Origin of the sequence: Amycolatopsis keratiniphila subsp. keratiniphila (genome assembly GCF_001620365.2) — a bacterium.
Classification (GTDB): Bacteria; Actinomycetota; Actinomycetes; order Mycobacteriales; family Pseudonocardiaceae; genus Amycolatopsis; species Amycolatopsis keratiniphila.
In genome coordinates, this window is the sequence record NZ_LQMT02000037.1 from 145489 (window position 1) to 161111 (window position 15623).

16 protein-coding genes are annotated in these 15623 nt (G+C 69.6%); 11 read left to right on the top strand and 5 right to left on the bottom strand.

Annotated features, from left to right (window positions below; translation table 11 throughout):
• Positions 1-288 precede the first annotated feature (288 nt).
• The 8 genes from AVR91_RS34590 (at position 289) to AVR91_RS34625 (ending at position 8429) form a co-directional block, all read left to right on the top strand.
• Positions 289-1290: an XRE family transcriptional regulator gene (locus AVR91_RS34590; protein ID WP_228709423.1), complete on the top strand. Its 1002-nt coding sequence runs from the start codon at positions 289-291 to the stop codon at positions 1288-1290.
• Positions 1291-1636: 346 nt separating this feature from the next.
• Positions 1637-2374, top strand: coding sequence for a class I SAM-dependent methyltransferase (locus tag AVR91_RS34595; protein WP_063275818.1), 738 nt, complete (start codon positions 1637-1639; stop codon positions 2372-2374).
• A complete protein-coding gene (locus AVR91_RS34600) occupies positions 2358-3449 on the top strand; it encodes a FecCD family ABC transporter permease (protein ID WP_083715473.1) in 1092 nt (363 codons plus the stop codon). The genes AVR91_RS34595 and AVR91_RS34600 overlap by 17 nt, the downstream gene beginning before the upstream one ends.
• Positions 3449-4237, top strand: a complete 789-nt coding sequence (locus AVR91_RS34605; RefSeq protein WP_083737843.1) for an ABC transporter ATP-binding protein — start codon at positions 3449-3451, stop codon at positions 4235-4237. The genes AVR91_RS34600 and AVR91_RS34605 overlap by 1 nt, the downstream gene beginning before the upstream one ends.
• Positions 4234-5217, top strand: coding sequence for an ABC transporter substrate-binding protein (locus AVR91_RS34610; protein WP_063275817.1), 984 nt, complete (start codon positions 4234-4236; stop codon positions 5215-5217). The genes AVR91_RS34605 and AVR91_RS34610 overlap by 4 nt, the downstream gene beginning before the upstream one ends.
• Positions 5214-6269 carry a cysteine synthase family protein gene (locus tag AVR91_RS34615; RefSeq protein ID WP_063275816.1) on the top strand — a complete coding sequence of 352 codons (1056 nt, stop codon included), beginning with the start codon at positions 5214-5216 and terminating at the stop codon, positions 6267-6269. The genes AVR91_RS34610 and AVR91_RS34615 overlap by 4 nt, the downstream gene beginning before the upstream one ends.
• Positions 6266-7456, top strand: coding sequence for an ATP-grasp domain-containing protein (locus AVR91_RS34620; RefSeq protein ID WP_063275815.1), 1191 nt, complete (start codon positions 6266-6268; stop codon positions 7454-7456). The genes AVR91_RS34615 and AVR91_RS34620 overlap by 4 nt, the downstream gene beginning before the upstream one ends.
• Positions 7457-7523: 67 nt before the next feature.
• On the top strand, positions 7524-8429 hold the full coding sequence (locus AVR91_RS34625; protein WP_063275814.1) for an SDR family NAD(P)-dependent oxidoreductase: 906 nt from the start codon (positions 7524-7526) through the stop codon (positions 8427-8429).
• Positions 8430-8668: 239 nt separating this feature from the next.
• Here AVR91_RS34625 and AVR91_RS34630 read toward each other — a convergent pair whose 3' ends face one another.
• Both AVR91_RS34630 and AVR91_RS34635 read right to left on the bottom strand, forming a co-directional pair.
• Positions 8669-9235, bottom strand: a complete 567-nt coding sequence (locus tag AVR91_RS34630; protein ID WP_063275813.1) for a hypothetical protein — start codon at positions 9233-9235, stop codon at positions 8669-8671.
• A gap of 64 nt (positions 9236-9299) precedes the next feature.
• Positions 9300-9917 (bottom strand): TetR/AcrR family transcriptional regulator, encoded by a 618-nt coding sequence (locus AVR91_RS34635; protein ID WP_063275812.1) that lies wholly within the window; start codon positions 9915-9917, stop codon positions 9300-9302.
• An 82-nt stretch (positions 9918-9999) separates the two neighbouring features.
• Between AVR91_RS34635 and AVR91_RS34640 the strand changes: the two genes are divergently transcribed.
• Together AVR91_RS34640 and AVR91_RS34645 are read left to right on the top strand one after the other, a co-directional pair.
• Positions 10000-10704: an SDR family NAD(P)-dependent oxidoreductase gene (locus AVR91_RS34640; RefSeq protein ID WP_063275811.1), complete on the top strand. Its 705-nt coding sequence runs from the start codon at positions 10000-10002 to the stop codon at positions 10702-10704.
• Between the two features lie 99 nt (positions 10705-10803).
• A complete protein-coding gene (locus tag AVR91_RS34645; RefSeq protein ID WP_063275810.1) occupies positions 10804-11367 on the top strand; it encodes a dihydrofolate reductase family protein in 564 nt (187 codons plus the stop codon).
• A gap of 1 nt (position 11368) precedes the next feature.
• Here the strand turns inward: AVR91_RS34645 and AVR91_RS34650 are convergent, their stop codons facing one another.
• From AVR91_RS34650 to AVR91_RS34660, 3 genes are read right to left on the bottom strand one after another with little or no spacing between them, the layout of a single operon-like run.
• A complete protein-coding gene (locus AVR91_RS34650) occupies positions 11369-12040 on the bottom strand; it encodes a response regulator (protein ID WP_063275809.1) in 672 nt (223 codons plus the stop codon).
• Positions 12040-13158, bottom strand: a complete 1119-nt coding sequence (locus tag AVR91_RS34655; RefSeq protein WP_143254201.1) for a sensor histidine kinase — start codon at positions 13156-13158, stop codon at positions 12040-12042. The genes AVR91_RS34650 and AVR91_RS34655 overlap by 1 nt, the downstream gene beginning before the upstream one ends.
• 16 nt (positions 13159-13174) lie before the next feature.
• A complete protein-coding gene (locus tag AVR91_RS34660; protein ID WP_063275807.1) occupies positions 13175-13996 on the bottom strand; it encodes a hypothetical protein in 822 nt (273 codons plus the stop codon).
• A gap of 154 nt (positions 13997-14150) precedes the next feature.
• Between AVR91_RS34660 and AVR91_RS34665 the strand changes: the two genes are divergently transcribed.
• The gene (locus AVR91_RS34665) at positions 14151-15623 is read left to right on the top strand and encodes a multicopper oxidase domain-containing protein (RefSeq protein WP_063275806.1); all 1473 of its coding nucleotides are present in this window, start codon (positions 14151-14153) and stop codon (positions 15621-15623) included.

Consider the following 15623-nt stretch of genomic DNA (forward strand, 5'->3'; position numbering starts at 1 on the left):
CGCCTTCCGAGATGAACCAGGTGTTTCCGCCGGGTTCACCGTCGTCCTTGACGATGGTCGTACGGATTCCTCTGGTTTGCTCATTTTCTCCGGCCCGGCATTCCCGGGCCTCCCCAGTCATGACCGGCTTGGTGGCCGGCTGACGCCAGCCTGACTTCCTGACCAGCGCAGGGGCAACCTTCGGGTAGTTCGGCCTTGTTCGAAATCGTTCGAGTGGCCCGAACAGCAGATTCCGGCGCCGCTGAATGGCGGTATCGCGGCTCAGATCGCCTCAGTCAATCTAGAGCGATGATCGTTGAAGAGGGGGACGGCGACGGGGAGTCGCCGACGACGGTTCACCCACCGGACTCCGCGGCTTCACCGGCTGAGTTCACGGCGGCACTGCGTGTATTGAGAACGTGGTCCGGATTGACTTATCGGCAGCTGGCCGGGCGGGCGAAAGAACTCGGGGGAACACTTCCGGCGAGTACGGTCGCGACCACCCTCGGCCGCACCACACTGCCGCGCGAGTCGTTCGTGGAGACGTTCACGCGCGCGTGCGGGTTGAACGACGAAGAGGTACGGCGGTGGCTCGACTCCCGGACGCGGATCGCGATGGGGGCGCAGCCGCGGACGGCCGACGAGACGAAAGTGGAAGCCGTCACGCCGCCGGAACCCGAAGCGGCGCCCCGCCGCCGTCGGCGCTGGCGGGCGCCGATGATCGTGGCCGCGTTCATGAGCGTCGTCCTCGTCGGGACGTTGGGATATCTGACGCGCTCCTTCGGGGCGTCCTCCAAGGCGAAGGAGACCGCGGTCGTGGTACCCGGGCTGGACGTGCGGGAGGTGGGCAGCTGGGTGCGGATCCGGCCCGCGCGCTCACCCGAGTTCTGCCTGGCCGAAGGGACGGACCGGACCCGCCTCTACTCCGGAAAGATCGTCGCCCAGCAGACCTGTGGCGGTGACGCGTCGCCGCATCTGTTCCTCGACCCCGTCGGGGAGGAGAACGCCGTGCAGATCCAGTGGCACCATCCGGAGACCGGGGTCGGCTGTGTCACGGTCGTGAACGAAGGGCTGGGACACGACCTGCTCGAACCCCGCGACGACTGTGACGACGATGGTATGGACCAGCTGTTCACCATCGGCTCGGCCGGTCCGGCGGAACCGGGGCGGTTCGTCATCCGGCCCGCCGGCACCAGCCAGTGCCTCGGCCTGCGCGATCTGGACACCGTGGCGGGGACCGAGGTCGTGCGGGAACGCTGTTCGGGGGCGCCGGACCAGACGTTTCTGATCGATTTGATTCCGCCTCCGTGAGTGCCTGGCCGGGTCTCGTGTGATCCGGCGGACGACACGCGTGTCTGGACGGACGACTCGCGGCGGAGCCTGACCGCGGATGTGTCGTCCATCTGATCACGCGTGTCGTCCGTCGGATCACACGTGACGTCCGACCAGTCACGGGAAGCCCGCTTCCGGCTGGGTCGAAGGCTCCTTTCGTCGCATCGGACTCGGCGAAGGGAGCCTTCAGCCCACTACCGGCTCCGCACACGAATACGAACACGCTGGGCCCTACCGTGGCCGGGAGTTTGGCGACGCCGGGAACCGAAGACGACCTTTCGACGACTTGTGGGGCTGAATCGTGCGGCCCGGCGAGCGGAGAGAGATGCACTGGTACGAGGACGACGACCTGTGGGTCGGCTTCGCGGACGTGATGTTCCCGCCCAGCCGGGCCGAGGAGGCCGAACGCCTGACGGCCACGTCGCCGCTGCTGGAAGTCGCCGACGGCGCAAGAGTGCTCGACCTGGCGTGCGGTCCGGCGATCCACGTCGTGCCGCTGGCCAAGAGGGGCGCCGATGTGACCGGCGTCGACCTGAGCCCGGCGATGCTCGAACGCGCGCGCGAGGCCTGCGAAAACGCGGGCGTCGCCGCGAAGCTGATCCAGGCCGACATGCTCGAGTACACCGAGCCCGGCGCGTACGACCTGATCATCAACATGTACACGTCCTTCGGCTACTTCACCGACCCCGGCGACAACCTCACGGTGCTGCGCAACGCCCACGCCAGCCTCGCGCCCGGCGGCAGGCTCCTGATCGACGTGCTCGGCAAGGAGGTGCTGGCCGGCTGGGTCGGCAGGCCGAAGGCGGTCGACGTCGACGGCGGGACGGTGTTCATGCGCGACACCATCCTCGACGACTGGTCGCGCCTCGAAACCGAGTGGACCCTGGTTCGCGGCGGCGAGGCGAAGCGGGCGTCGATCGTCTCCTTCCTGTACAGCGCCGCGGAACTGAAGGCGCTGTTCGAGACGGCGGGCTTCACCGGCGTCGAATGCTTCGGCGACTTCGACGGTTCGCCGTACGACAACCACGCGCGCCGCCTGATCGTGCGTGGTGAACGTGCCTGAGCCGCTCCGCCTCTTCGCGGAACCGGACGACGACACTGTGCGGCCACTCCGGCTCACCGGTCCGGTGCTCCTGCTTTCGGTCGCGCTCGCGATCTCGCTGATCGCGGGCATCGCGCTCGGCCCGTCGAACGTCGCGCTCGCGGATGTCCTGCGCTACCTGGGAAAGGCGATCACCGGCGGCACCATCACCGGCGACGAGGTCACCGGGTACTCGATCGTCTGGCAGGTCCGCACGCCGAGGGTGCTGCTGGCGGCCGTGGTCGGCGCCGGGCTCGCGGTGGTCGGGGTGGCCGTGCAGGCGCTGGTCCGCAACGCCCTCGCCGATCCGTTCGTGCTCGGGATCTCGTCGGGCGCTTCGGTCGGCGCCGCGGCCGTCGTGGTGTTCGGCCTGTTCGCCGGGCTCGGCGTGCTGGCGCTGTCGACGGCCGCGTTCCTCGGCGCGCTCGGCGCGACCGCGCTGGTGTATCTGGCCGCCCGCAGCAGATTCGGCCTGACGCCGTTGCGTCTCGTGCTCACCGGGGTCGCGCTCACGTATGCCTTCCAGGCCGTGATGAGCGTGCTCGTCTACCTCTCGCCGAACGGTCAGGCCGCGCAGACCGTGCTGTTCTGGCTGCTCGGCAGCCTCGGCTCCGCGACATGGGCGTCACTGCCGCTGGCCGCGCTCGGCGTGGCGGTCGCGGTCGTGGTCCTGCTGCGCTACGGAACCGCGCTCGACGTCCTGTCCATGGGTGACGAGACCGCGATGAGCCTCGGCACCGACGCCGCCGCCTTGCGCCGCTGGCTCTTCCTGCTCACCGCGGTCGTCACCGGGTTGCTCGTGGCGGTCAGCGGCTCGATCGGCTTCGTCGGGCTGGTCCTGCCGCATGTGGTGCGGATGATCGCCGGTTCGGGGCATCGCCGGGTGCTGGCGCTCGCGCCGCTGGTGGGCGCGGTCTTCCTGGTGTGGGTCGATCTGCTGGCCCGCACGCTCGTCGCCCCCGAGGAACTGCCGCTCGGCGTGATCACCGCGCTGATCGGCGTTCCGGTGTTCCTCGTCGTGATGCGGCGCCGCGGCTACGCGTTCGGAGGTCGCTGATGCTGTCGCTGCGCGAACTTTCCGTCGAGGTGGCCGGGACGACGTTGCTCCGTGAGCTGCGTTTGGACGTCGGCTTGGGCGAGGTCGTCGGCCTCCTCGGCCCCAACGGCAGCGGCAAGTCGACCGCGTTGCGCTGTGTCTACCGCGCGCTGGCCCCGTCCGGCGGCGCCGTCCTGCTCGACGGGACCGACATCGCGGAGCAGGGCCTGCGCGACACCGCCCGCCGGATCGCCGCGCTCACCCAGGACAGCCGGGCGGATCTCGACTTCACCGTCGAGGAGGTCGTCGCGCTCGGCCGGTCGCCGCATCAGCGCGGCAACCTCCGGCTTTCTGCCCGTGAACGCGCGCTGTGCCGGGAAGCGTTGCGGCGGATGGACATCACCCATCTCGCGCAGCGCAGTGTGCTGACGCTTTCGGGCGGCGAACGGCAGCGGGTGCTGGTGGCGAGGGCGCTCGTGCAGGAACCGGAGGTACTGGTCCTCGACGAGCCGACCAACCATCTCGACGTCCGTCACCAGGTGGAACTGCTGAAATTCCTGCGTGACTGCGGGCTCACCGTGCTCGTCGCACTGCACGATCTCAACCTCGCCGCCGCCGTCTGCCACCGGATCGCGTTGCTGCGCGCCGGATCGCTCGCCGCCTGCGGCACGCCGGCCGAGGTGCTCACGCCGGAAACGGTCCACGCCGTGTTCGGCGTCGAGGTCACTCGGGTGACCCATCCCGTGACCGGCGCGCTCCAACTGCTCTACGACCTTCCCGCCGACGAAACCGAGGGGATCTCACGATGAAGCCGTCCAGGGTGACCGCGCTCTTCGCCGCGGCACTGCTCCTGAGCGCCTGCGGTGCCCAGGTCGAGGCAGGTCCGACCGCGCAGGCACAGGCCACGGTGACCAACTGCGGCGCGCAGGTCACCTTCCCGGCGCCACAACGTCCGGTGGCGTACGACGTTTCCGGTGCCGAGAAGCTGTTCGCGCTCGGGCTGGCCGGCCGGATGCGCGGCTACGTGATGAACTCGCTCGGCGACCCGTCGATCGCCGGTTCGCCGTGGAAGGACGATTACGCCAAGGTCGAACGGCTCGGCACCTCGCGGGTCACCCGCGAGATCCTGGTGAACGCCAAGGCGGATTGGGTGATCGCGGGCTGGAACTCCGGATTCAGCGAGGAACGCGGCATCACGCCGAAACTGCTGGAACAGGTCGGCATCCGCAGCTACCTGCACACCGAGACCTGCTGGGAGTATCCCACCGCGAAGTCGGAGGTGACGCCGCTCGAAGCGCTCTACACCGACCTGCGCAACCTCGGTGACATCTTCGGTGTCCGTCAGCGGGCCGACGAACTGGTCGCGGAACTCAAGGGACGCTTCGACAAGGTCCGCGCCGGAGCGCCGAAATCGCCGCCCGCCAAGGTGTTCGTCTACGATTCCGGCACCGATCAGCCGTTCACCGCCGGAAAACACGCCGCTCCCAACGACATCATCGACGCGGCAGGCGGCACGAACGTCTTCCGCGAGTTGCAGGACGGCTGGGGCAGTGTCGGCTGGGAAGCGGTGGTGAAGGCCGAGCCCGAGGTGATCGTCGTGGTGGACTACGCTGACCAGCCCGCGCAGGACAAGATCGCGTTCGTGAAATCGTCGCCACAGCTGAAGAACACGCCCGCCGTGCGCGACAACCGGTTCCACGTCATCTCCTACGGTGATCTCGTGAGCGGACCGCGCAACGCGGCGGGCGCCGAATCGCTGGCCGCGTACCTGCGCTCGATCGGCCGGTGACCGCGATGTCCGCGCTGGTCCACGAACACGTCACCGACGCGATCAAGACGCCGTCGTTGATCCGGCTCGAACCGAACGTCGTGCTGATCCGCTTCGAAACGCTGAAGGTCTACGCCGCGCTCGGCGCCGTGCGATCGCTGCTCGCCGACGGATCGGTCCGAAAAGGACAGACGCTGATCGACAGCTCCAGCGGGATCTACGCGCTCGCGCTGGCGATGGCCTGCCACCGCTACGGTCTGCGCTGCCACATCGTCGCGTCCACCACCGTCGACCTCACGATGCGTTCGCAGCTGGAGATCCTCGGCGCGACGGTGGATCAGATGCCGCCGTCGGACGACCTCCGCCTCGACCAGCGGCGCCGGGTCGCGCGCGTGCGCGAACTCCTGGACCGGCATCCGGACATGCACTGGATGCGCCAGTACCACGATCCCGTGCACTACCTGGGTTATGCCGAGGTCGCCGACCTCGTCGCCCGCGCCCTGCCGTCCGGGCCGCTCACCGTCGTCGGCAGCGTGGGCACCGGCGCGTCGACCGGCGGGATCGCCCGCTCGTTGCGCGAACGCGATCCGGACGTCCGGCTGACGGGCGTCCAGCCCTTCGGCAGCGTCACCTTCGGCAGCGAACGGTTCACCGATCCGGACGCGATCATCGCGGGGATCGGCTCGGCCATCCCGTTCGACAACGTCGACCACGAGCTGTACGACCGGATCCACTGGCTGGATTTCGTGCACGCCATGGCCGCGACCGTCGGCCTGATGCGTGAGCACGCCGTGTTCGCCGGGTTGTCCACCGGCGCCGCGTATCTCGTCGCGGGCTGGGAGGCGGCGCGGAATCCGGACCGGACGCATGTGGTGATCGGCGCCGACACCGGGCACCGTTACACGGCAAGGGTTTTCTCCCGGCATCGGGAGGCGGTCGACCCGGCTTCGCTCGCGCCGCGCGAGATCGCGTCGCTGGACGACCTCGCCCTGCCGTGGGCCACGATGGACTGGCGGCGCCGCCGCTTCGGGAAACCCTCGCTGCCGTTGTACCGGAAGGAGCGGGCGTCGTGACCGTCGTCCTGTTGGAAGCACTCACCTTCGGCCTGGGCAGGCTGGCCGACGCGGCGGCGGAGGCCGGGCGGAAACTGGTTCTGTTCACCGGAAACCGCGACATCTACCGCTACGAACTCGGCACGCTCGGGCCGGACAGGGTCGAGGTCGTCGACATCGACACCACCGACATCGATGCCTGCGAAACCGCGTTGCGCGCCATCCCGGACCTCGCCGGGATCATCAACTCGACGGACACCTGGGCGCTGCCGGGCGCGGAACTCACCGCCCGGCTCGGCCTGCCCGGTCCGGACGCGGCCGCCGTCCGGGTGCTGCGGGACAAGGGCGCGGTGCGTGATCTGCTGTACGAACACGGGCTCACCCGCGGCAGGCCGGTGCCCGTCATGGTCGCCGAGGAGCTCGGATTTCCCTTGGTGGTCAAGGACTCTTCGGGAACGTCGTCACGTGGGGTGTGGCTCGTCCGCGATCAGGCCGAACTCGACCGGGCGAGGCTGGAGGCGAAGGAAACGCCGCTCAAGGGGCACCTGATCGCCGAACCGTACTTCGCCGGACCGCTCTACAGCGCGGAAACCGTGACCTGGCAGGGAAGGACGCGGCTGCTCGGGATCCTCTCCCGCCAGCTCTCGCCCGAACCCGTCCGGCGAGAGGAGGCCGCGGCGTTCCCGGTGGCCTTCCCCGAAGCGGAGTACGCCGGGCTCGCCGACTGGATCGGCCGCGTGCTCAAGGCCGCCGGACACGAGCAGGGCTTCGCGCACACCGAATTCGTGCTCACCGCCGACGGCCCGGAGGTCGTCGAGATCAACATCCGGATCGGCGGGGCGATGCTCGGCGAGGCGTTGTGCCGGTCGTTGGACACCAACGTCTATTCCGCGATGATCGCCATGGCGGTGGGCGAGGAACCCGCCCTGCTCACCCAGAAGATCGGGGGAGGGCCGGGGATCGGGTTCGTCCTGGTGTACCCGGCCGAGGAAGGCGTGCTGAAGGGCTGGTCGGGGCTCGACAGGCTGCCCGGCCTGCCCGGCGCGCCGGAGTGGTACCCGACGGCGAGCCCCGGTAACGAGATCCGGCATCTCACCGATCAGCGTTCGTGCACCGGGATCGTCCTCGCCGAAGGGCCGACGGCGGAACTGGCGCTGCATCGCGCGCTCGCCGCGGCGGGCGGGATCAGGCCGGAACTCGATTCTTGAGAGGTCTCTCAGATGGATAGTCCTACTTTCTGTTTTGGAAAGTATGACTATCCATCTGGAGGGAACTGTGGGCGAAGCAGTGGGCAGGCGCGCGGTGCTCGGGGGCGCGGCGGCGGCCGGTGTCGCGATGCTGGCGGCGAACACGGCCACGGCGGGGGAAGACCGGCGGCGGTTCGCGGGTAAGGTCGTGATCGTCACCGGGGCGACGTCGGGGATCGGCCGCGAGACGGCCATCGCCTTCGCCGCGGCCGGGGCCAAGGTCGGTTTCTGTGGCAGGCGGGAAGAACTCGGCCGCGGGGTCGAACGGGAGATCCGCCGCGCGGGCGGGGAGGCGACCTATTTCCGGGCGGACGTCCGGGTTCCCGAACAGGTGCAGGCCTTCGTGGACGGCGTCGCTCGCCGGTACGGAGGGCTCGACATCGCGTTCAACAACGCCGGGATCCACCTCGGCAAGCCGCTGCACGAGATCTCCGTCGACGAATGGGAGGACGTGCAGCGCACCAACGCGCGGGGCGTGTTCCTCTCGATCAAGTACGAGGTGCCGCATCTGCTGAAGGCGGGCGGCGGGGTGATCGTCTGCACCGCTTCGGCGCAGGCCGACCAGACCAGGCCGGGGCACGCCGCCTACACGTCGAGCAAACGCGCCGTGCAGGGTCTCGTGCGCGCGGCGGCGTTGGACTACGGCGCGAAGGGCATCCGGGTGCTGTCGATCGATCCGGGGACGACCGACACCCGGCTGGTACGGCCGCCGGGTATTCCGGACGATTTGTGGGCACGGTTCAAGAAGGCTTGGGGGCCGTTGAACGTCCATGGCCTGCCGCGGATGGGGGAGGCCGGTGAGATCGCTTCGGCGGTCCTTGCTTTGGCGTCGTCGGATTTCGGCTACCTGACCGGGACTTCGGTTCTCGTCGACGGTGGGTTGAACGCCGGGCGGCCGATGGTGATGCCGCCCGGTTTCACTCCGCCCGCCTGAATGGTGCGGTGAGGCAAAGGTGGCGCGCCTTCGGTTCTATTGAGGGGTAAGGCAAAGGTGGCACGTTGCGAAAGCCACTTTCGCAACGTTGAAGGTTGCGAAAGTGGCTTTCGCAACACGTCGCCGACGCGGCCTGATGAGCCACATGGGTCCGGAGATGTGTCGCGAAAGCCACTTTCGCGACGTCTGATGTCCCGAAAGAAGCTTTCGCGACACGAGCGCGAACGGGCCCGGAAAGCCTAAGCGGGCGCGCACTTCTTGGCCTCCGCGGCGGCGGCCATCAGCTCCTGCGTGTCGATTTTGAGCGCCGGCATGAGGTCGGGGGTTTCCGTGATCGGTTTCTGCGTGGCGTCCATCGCCTTGATCGCCGCGTCCATGGCGGCGTCGTTCCCCGACTTCTCCAACTGCCGTTTGCCCGCGGTCGCCGCGTCCCTGGCGGCGGCGTATTGGTCCACAAGGGACTTCCTTACCGCGTCGCCGCCGGGAATCGGCGACGGGGGCAGCGCGGTCAGTTCGTCGACGACCTTGCCCGCGAATCCCGCGCGGATCCCGAGTTCTTCCTTCAGTGCGCCGCGGGTGACTTCCGTGCCCGATCGTTGCTTACTCGCGTAGTCGTTGGAAGCCTTCATGTAGCCGTACACCGCGCCGCATACTCCGTCGAGCCAGGCGACGGTCTTGGCGTCCGGCCCGGCGGGCGCCGAGGACGACGGGGTGGCGGTGACCGTCGCGGGAGCCGGCGGTGGCTCCCCGGAACAGGCCGTCGTCACGAACAGGGTCAGGGCGATGAGCAAGAGTTTCGTCTTCATGGTTTCCCCTCCGGGGTGTACACGCGCCGGAGGGGCGGAGGGTTGCCTTGGTGGTCACCGCCACTCAGTCGCAGCCGCCCATGACGCGGGCCAGTTCGGCGGGCCTCAGCGGGGGCTCCGGCAGCGGGTTCGCGGCGGGCGCTCGCATCCCGTCGAACAGCAGCGCGAGGTGGCGGCGCCACACCTCCGGCCGGACGGTCGCGGTCGCTTCCACGGTGCGCGCGATGCCCCAGGTCACGAAGGCCATGTCCTCGAGGGTGAAGTCGTCGCGCAGGGTGCCGCTCTCCTTGGCGCGTTCGACGATCCGGGTCATGAGTTCGTAGCCGCGTTCGAGATCTTCGGCCTGCGGTGGCCGCGTCGAAGCCAGTTCGTTGTAGCCGCGGTCGGCGGCCTGCAGTTCGCAGACCCGTTCGACGAACGACGTCAAGCCGATCCAGGCGTCGTCGAGGGAGAGCACGTGTTCGGCCAGTTTCGCGACGGTCTCGGTCCGGTCGGCGAACACGGCGTTCACCAGATCCGCCCGCTGCGGGAAGTGGTTGTACAGCGTGCCGATGCTGACGCCCGCGGTCTTGGCGATCTCTTCGAGCGCGACGTCGAGGCCGCGCTCGGCGTAGAGCCCCCGGGCCGCCTCGATCAGCAGGTCGCGGTTGCGCTGAGCGTCCTTCCGCAGGGGTTTGGTCATGACGGCATCGTAGTCAAGTTGAAGGCATCCTCAAGTTACGGGTATAAGTTGAGGAAGACCTCAACTTAACTCTGGAGGACAGATGACCAAGACACTCGCGATCTTCGGCGCCGGGCCGGTGCTGGGACTTTCGCTCGCCCGCCGGTTCGGCCGCGAGGGCTTCCGGATCGCCCTCGTCGCGCGCACCACCGAGAACCTCGACGCGCTCGTCGCCGAACTCGACCGCGACGGCATCGAGGCGAGCGGGTTCGTCGCCGACGTCTACGAGCCGGTCCAGATCGCGTCCGCCGTCACCGCCATCGGCCGGATCGACGCGGTCGCGTTCAACCCCGGCGGCGGGACCATGGGCGAGGGCATCGTGCCGGTGCTCGACGTGGCTCCGGAGAACCTCCGGCTCATCCTCGACCGGTTCCTGGTGTCCGCGGTGGCACTCGTGCGGGCCGTCCTGCCGGATATGACCGAGCGCGGCGAGGGCGCGATCCTGTTCACCGCCGGGCAATCCGGTCTGTACCCGGCGCCGTTCCTCGGCAACGTCGGGATGGCGCAGGCAGCGCTGCGGAACTACTTCCACAACCTGAACGCGGTGCTCGCGGAGAAGGGGATCTACGCCGGGGCCGTCAACGTCGGCGCGCTCATCGAGGGCAGCGTGCCGCACCGGGCACTCACGGCGAGCCCGATGGACTTCGAGCCTGAAGTGATCCACCCGGACGTCTTCGCCGACGCCTTCTGGAAGCTCTACGCGACGCGCGAAGCTCCCGAAGCACTGGTGGGGTCTTTCGGGAGGTGACCGTCATCCCCACGGGGTACGGCCGGATGTACCACTGTGGACGGATGTGTGCGCCCGCCCCCGTGCCCACAATCGGGGAAACGGACAAGGGAGGCCCCGGTGGGGAAGACGATCGTCGACATCAGCCCGTCGCTGGACGGATACGTGGCGGGCGAAGGCGTCGGTGTGGACGCGCCGTTCGGGACCGCGGGACAGCGGCTCACCGCGTGGAGCATGGAGGATCCGGACGACGTCGACAAGGCGGCGGCCCGGGTGATGTTCGAGAACACCGGCGCGTTCGTCATCGGCAGGACGCTGTTCGACGTGGGGATCGGGCTGTGGGGCGAGGACGGGACCTGGGGGATGCCGGTGTACGTCGTCACTCATCGGCCGGGACCCGATCTGGTGAAGGGACCGACCCGGTTCTCTTTCGTCACCGGGGTCGAGGAGGCGCTCCGGCGGGCACACGAAACGGCGGCCGGGCGTGACGTCGTGATCGCGGGCGGGGCTTCGGTCGTCCAGCAGGCGCTCGCCGGTGGCCACGTCGACGAACTGCGGCTGCACGTCGTGCCGGAGATGGTCGGCGGCGGCACCCGCTTGTTCGAAGGCGCGAGCCCCGCGTCCCTCGTCCAGGTGAGCGCGGCCGCGGGCAGGGGCGCGGTCCATGTGACCTACCGGGTCTAGTTCACCGGCCGGGCTCGGGTGGGCTGACCAGGCCGTGCTGATAGGCCATGGCGACCAGCTGAGCCCGGTCGCGCGCGCCGAGTTTGCTCAGCGCGCGGCTGACGTGGGTCTTGGTCGTCGCCATGCTGATGAACAACCGGTCGGTGATCTCCGCGTTGCTCAGCCCCTCGGCGACGAGCGCGACGATTTCCCGTTCCCGCACGGTGAGTTCGGCGAACACCGTGTCGTCCACCGTCGCCCGCGCGGGGGTGACGAGCCGCGCGATCAGCCTGCGGGTCAGCCCGGGGGCCAGCAGTTCCTCACCACCCGCCACCACCCGGATGCCGTGCAGGAGCTGGGCGGGCGCGGTGTTCTTGAGCAGGAAACCGCTCGCGCCCGCGGTGATGCCCGCGACCGCGTACTCCTCGGTGTCGAAAGTGGTGAGGATCAGGACGCGGACCGCCGACAGCTCCGGGTTCGCGGTGATGCGCCGGATGCCCTCGATCCCGTCGGTGCCGGGCATCTGCACGTCCATCAGGACCACATCGGGGCGGAGGCGCTCGGCGAGGGCGGCCGCGGTGGCTCCGTCTCCGGCCTCGCCGACGACCTCCATGTCGTCCTCGGATTCCACCAGCACCCGGAAACCCGCCCGGACCAGGGACTGGTCGTCGGCGATGAGAACCCGGACGGGCATCAGTGGTCCTCCGCACGAGTGGGGAGCGTGACGGTGACCTCGAAGGTCTCACCGGTCCGCGAAGCGTGCAGGGTCCCGCCCAAAGCCTCGGCCCGCGAGCGCAGTCCGGTGATCCCGTTGCCACCGGTGGGAGATGGGGCGCTTTCGCCCGCTCCGTCGTTGCGAACCCCGATCTCCAGCACGTCGTCACCATAGAGCAGACAGACCCGGATCGACGTCGGCCGCGCGTGCCGCCGCGCGTTGGTCAGCGCTTCCTGCACGGTCCGGAACGCGGCCAGGTCCACCCTCGGCGGCAAGGAGCGGCGTTCGCCCCGCACCACCAGTTCCACCTGGACACCGGTCGCCCTCGTCACGTCCAGCAGGGTCTCCAGCCGGGCGAGGCCGCCACGGTCGGCCGCGGTCCCGTCGACGCGAAGCATGCCGAGCAGCGCTTGGACCTCGGCGAGCCCCTCGTCGCTGATCGTCTTGATGGTGCGCAGCGCGGCCGCGCCCTGGTCCGGGTTCCGTTCCAGCACATGGGTCGCGACGCCGGCCTGCACGCTGATCGTCACCATGGTGTGGCCGACCACGTCGTGCAGTTCGCGGGCGATCTCCAGCCGCTGTTCGGTTTCCCGCAACCGCAGCCGCAGTGCCTCTTCCCGCGCGCCCTTGGCGTACGCGCGGTGGTAGTGGACGGCGGAACCGAGCGCCACCGCGGCCAGTTCCAGCGAAAGCGCGTTCACCGCCCGGTCGTCGAACCACGCCACGCCGAGGGTGCCGTGCACCACGACGGTGGACACCGCGGCGGTGACCGCCCAGGCCGCCGCGCCGAGCCGCCAGCCGCGTTCGGCCGCGACGGTGTAGCAGGCGATGAGCGCCGCCACGGTGATCAGCCTGCCGGGGAAGTCGAGGACGAACCACGCCGCGACGACCGCGTTGACGGCCACCAGCACCCCGAACGGGAAGATCCGGCGTGCGGTGATCAGCGCGGCCAGCAGGACGATCAGGACGGCACCGGCCGGGCCGAGCGTTCCTTCCGGTCCGCTCGGCCCGATCCGCGTCACCGCCGAGACGGCCACGAGCGCCGCGACGCCGATCCCGGTCGCGGTCTCGGCGGTCGTGGGTCGTCTCACGCTCATCAGGACCTCTGTGATGTCAGGCAACGCGCACCAGGGCACGTGCGCCGCGCAGCGCCAGCGGTTCCCCGGTGCGCAGGTCGCGCACCCAGGTGACCAGCGCGTACTCGCCGGGAGGGAGCGCCGTGGTGAGTATCGCCGAACGCCACGGCGACAGCGGCACGACCCCCGTCGGCCTGCCGGTGAACGGGCTCGGCCCGGTGCGGGAGAAGAAGGCGTCGAGGTCGGCGAGCGCGGTCCCCGGCCGCACCGGCAGCAGCATGGCTTCGGTGAACTGGCCGGACGCGTTGAGCACGAACACCGGCGCACCGGACGTGAGGGAACGCGGCGCGAGGAATCCGTCGTCGGTCGCGATGATCGCCGCCGTCGCCTTGGCCGCTTTCGGCGACGTCCCCGGGCCGATCCGCAGCGGCCGGATCCGTGAGAGGAAGTCCGGCTCGGCGACGTCACGGAAATCCACCAGGTGGTAGTCACCCGGGGACACGGCGATCTCGGCCGCCGCCGGGACGGCGCCCACGGCGACACCGCCGAACATCTCGGCGTCGGCGGTGACGGCCCTGCCACCCGCCATCGCGTCGGCGGGGTCGTCAGACATCGCCTGTTTCAGGTGCGCCGTATAGGTTTCGAGTGCGACTCCCGGGCGCAGCCGCACCAGGCCCACCCACGCGCCCGCCGGATCTTCCGACCGCACCGACAGGGTGAGGACGCCCGCGCGGACGATCGACGGTGCGGTGAAACCCGCTTGGGTGACGGTGAGATCCAGTCCGCCCGGCTCGGCCAGCGCGGGTGAACCGGTCAGGAAAGCGGCGACGGCGATCGCCGTCGTGACGAGTTTTCTCATGGTGGCGACTCTGGCCGAGCCCGCCCCGGCGCGCGTCCGCCCTCGACGGGCAAAGGGGCTACCGCACCGGGATGACGTACCGCGCCGGTCGGATATCCCGGATTACCGTTCCCGGCCGACGCGCCGGGCGCCCGCTCGCCGAGATCATCGCGTCATGGACCGACGTTCCTTCTTGAAGCTCGGCGCGCTCGTGGCCGCCGGTACCGTCGTCGCGGGCTGTTCGGCGGAAACGGCCCATCGGCCGGGAGCGTTCGCCAACCGCCTGCGGGTGCCGCCACTGCTGTCGCCGGATCCGGACGCCTCCGGTATCCGCCGGTTCGAGCTCACCCTCCGCCCGGGAAGCACCGAACTGATCCCGGGCCTGCGGGCGAGCACGTGGGGCATCAACGGCGACCACCTCGGCCCGACGCTCCGCATGCGCCGCGGCGACCGGGTGGCGATGGCCGTCACCAACCGGATCGGTGAGCCGACCACGCTGCACTGGCACGGGATGCGCCTGCCGGCGCGGATGGACGGCGGTCCACATCAGACGATCGCTCCGGGCGCGACCTGGCGTCCGGAATGGACGATCGACCAGCCCGCCGCCACCGGCTGGTACCACCCGCATCCGCACGAACAGACCGCCCGCCACGTCTATCGCGGCCTGGCGGGGATGATCCAGATCGTGGACCCCGAGGCGGACGCGGCCGGTCTGCCGTCGGACTACGGCGTGGACGACATCCCCCTGATCCTCCAGGACAAGCGGCTCGACTCGGACGGACAGCTCGTGGAGGACTTCGGCGGCACCTTCGGGTTGATCGGCGACACGATCCTGGTCAACGGCACGTTCGATCCGTTCGCCGAGGTGCCCGCCGGCCGGATCCGGTTCCGGGTGCTGAACGCGTCGAACGCCCGGATCTACTTCCTCGAATTCGCCGACGGCCGCGAGTTCCACGTGATCGGCACCGACGGCGGCCTCCTGCCCGGCCCGGCGGCCGTCCGGCGGGCGGTGCTCAGCCCCGGCGAACGGCTGGAGATCGTCGCCTCCTTCGCTCCCGGGGAGCAGGTGGTGCTCCGGAGCGTCGGCGAGCGGACCGACGCGGCGACGGACATCGAGGAGGGCGACTTCGATCTGCTCAAGATCATCGCGGCGGGACCGCGACGGGACGCGTCACCGTTGCCCGCGCGGCTCTCCTCGGCCGCCTTGCCCGAGGCACCACCGGGCGCCCGCGTCCGGCGCATGACGCTGACCGGTTCGGAGATCAACGGCAAGGACATGGACATGACGCGGATCGACGAGGTCGTCCCGGCGGGCGCGCGCGAGATCTGGGAGATCCACAACACGACCTACACGCACAACTTCCACATCCACGAGGTCGCGTTCCGCGTTCTCGAGATCAACGGCGCGCCGCCGCCCGCCTATCTGAGCGGCCCCAAGGACACCGTCTACGTGCCGAAGGAGGCCACCGTGAAACTCGCCGTCGAATTCGGGCGCCACGCGGATCCGGCGGCGCCCTACATGTACCACTGCCACATCCTGCGCCACGAGGACAAAGGGATGATGGGCCAGTTCGTCATCGTCGCCCCCGGCACCGAAGACAGCGTGTCACGGCTGCTTCCGATGCCGGGCCACGACCACGGCGGATGA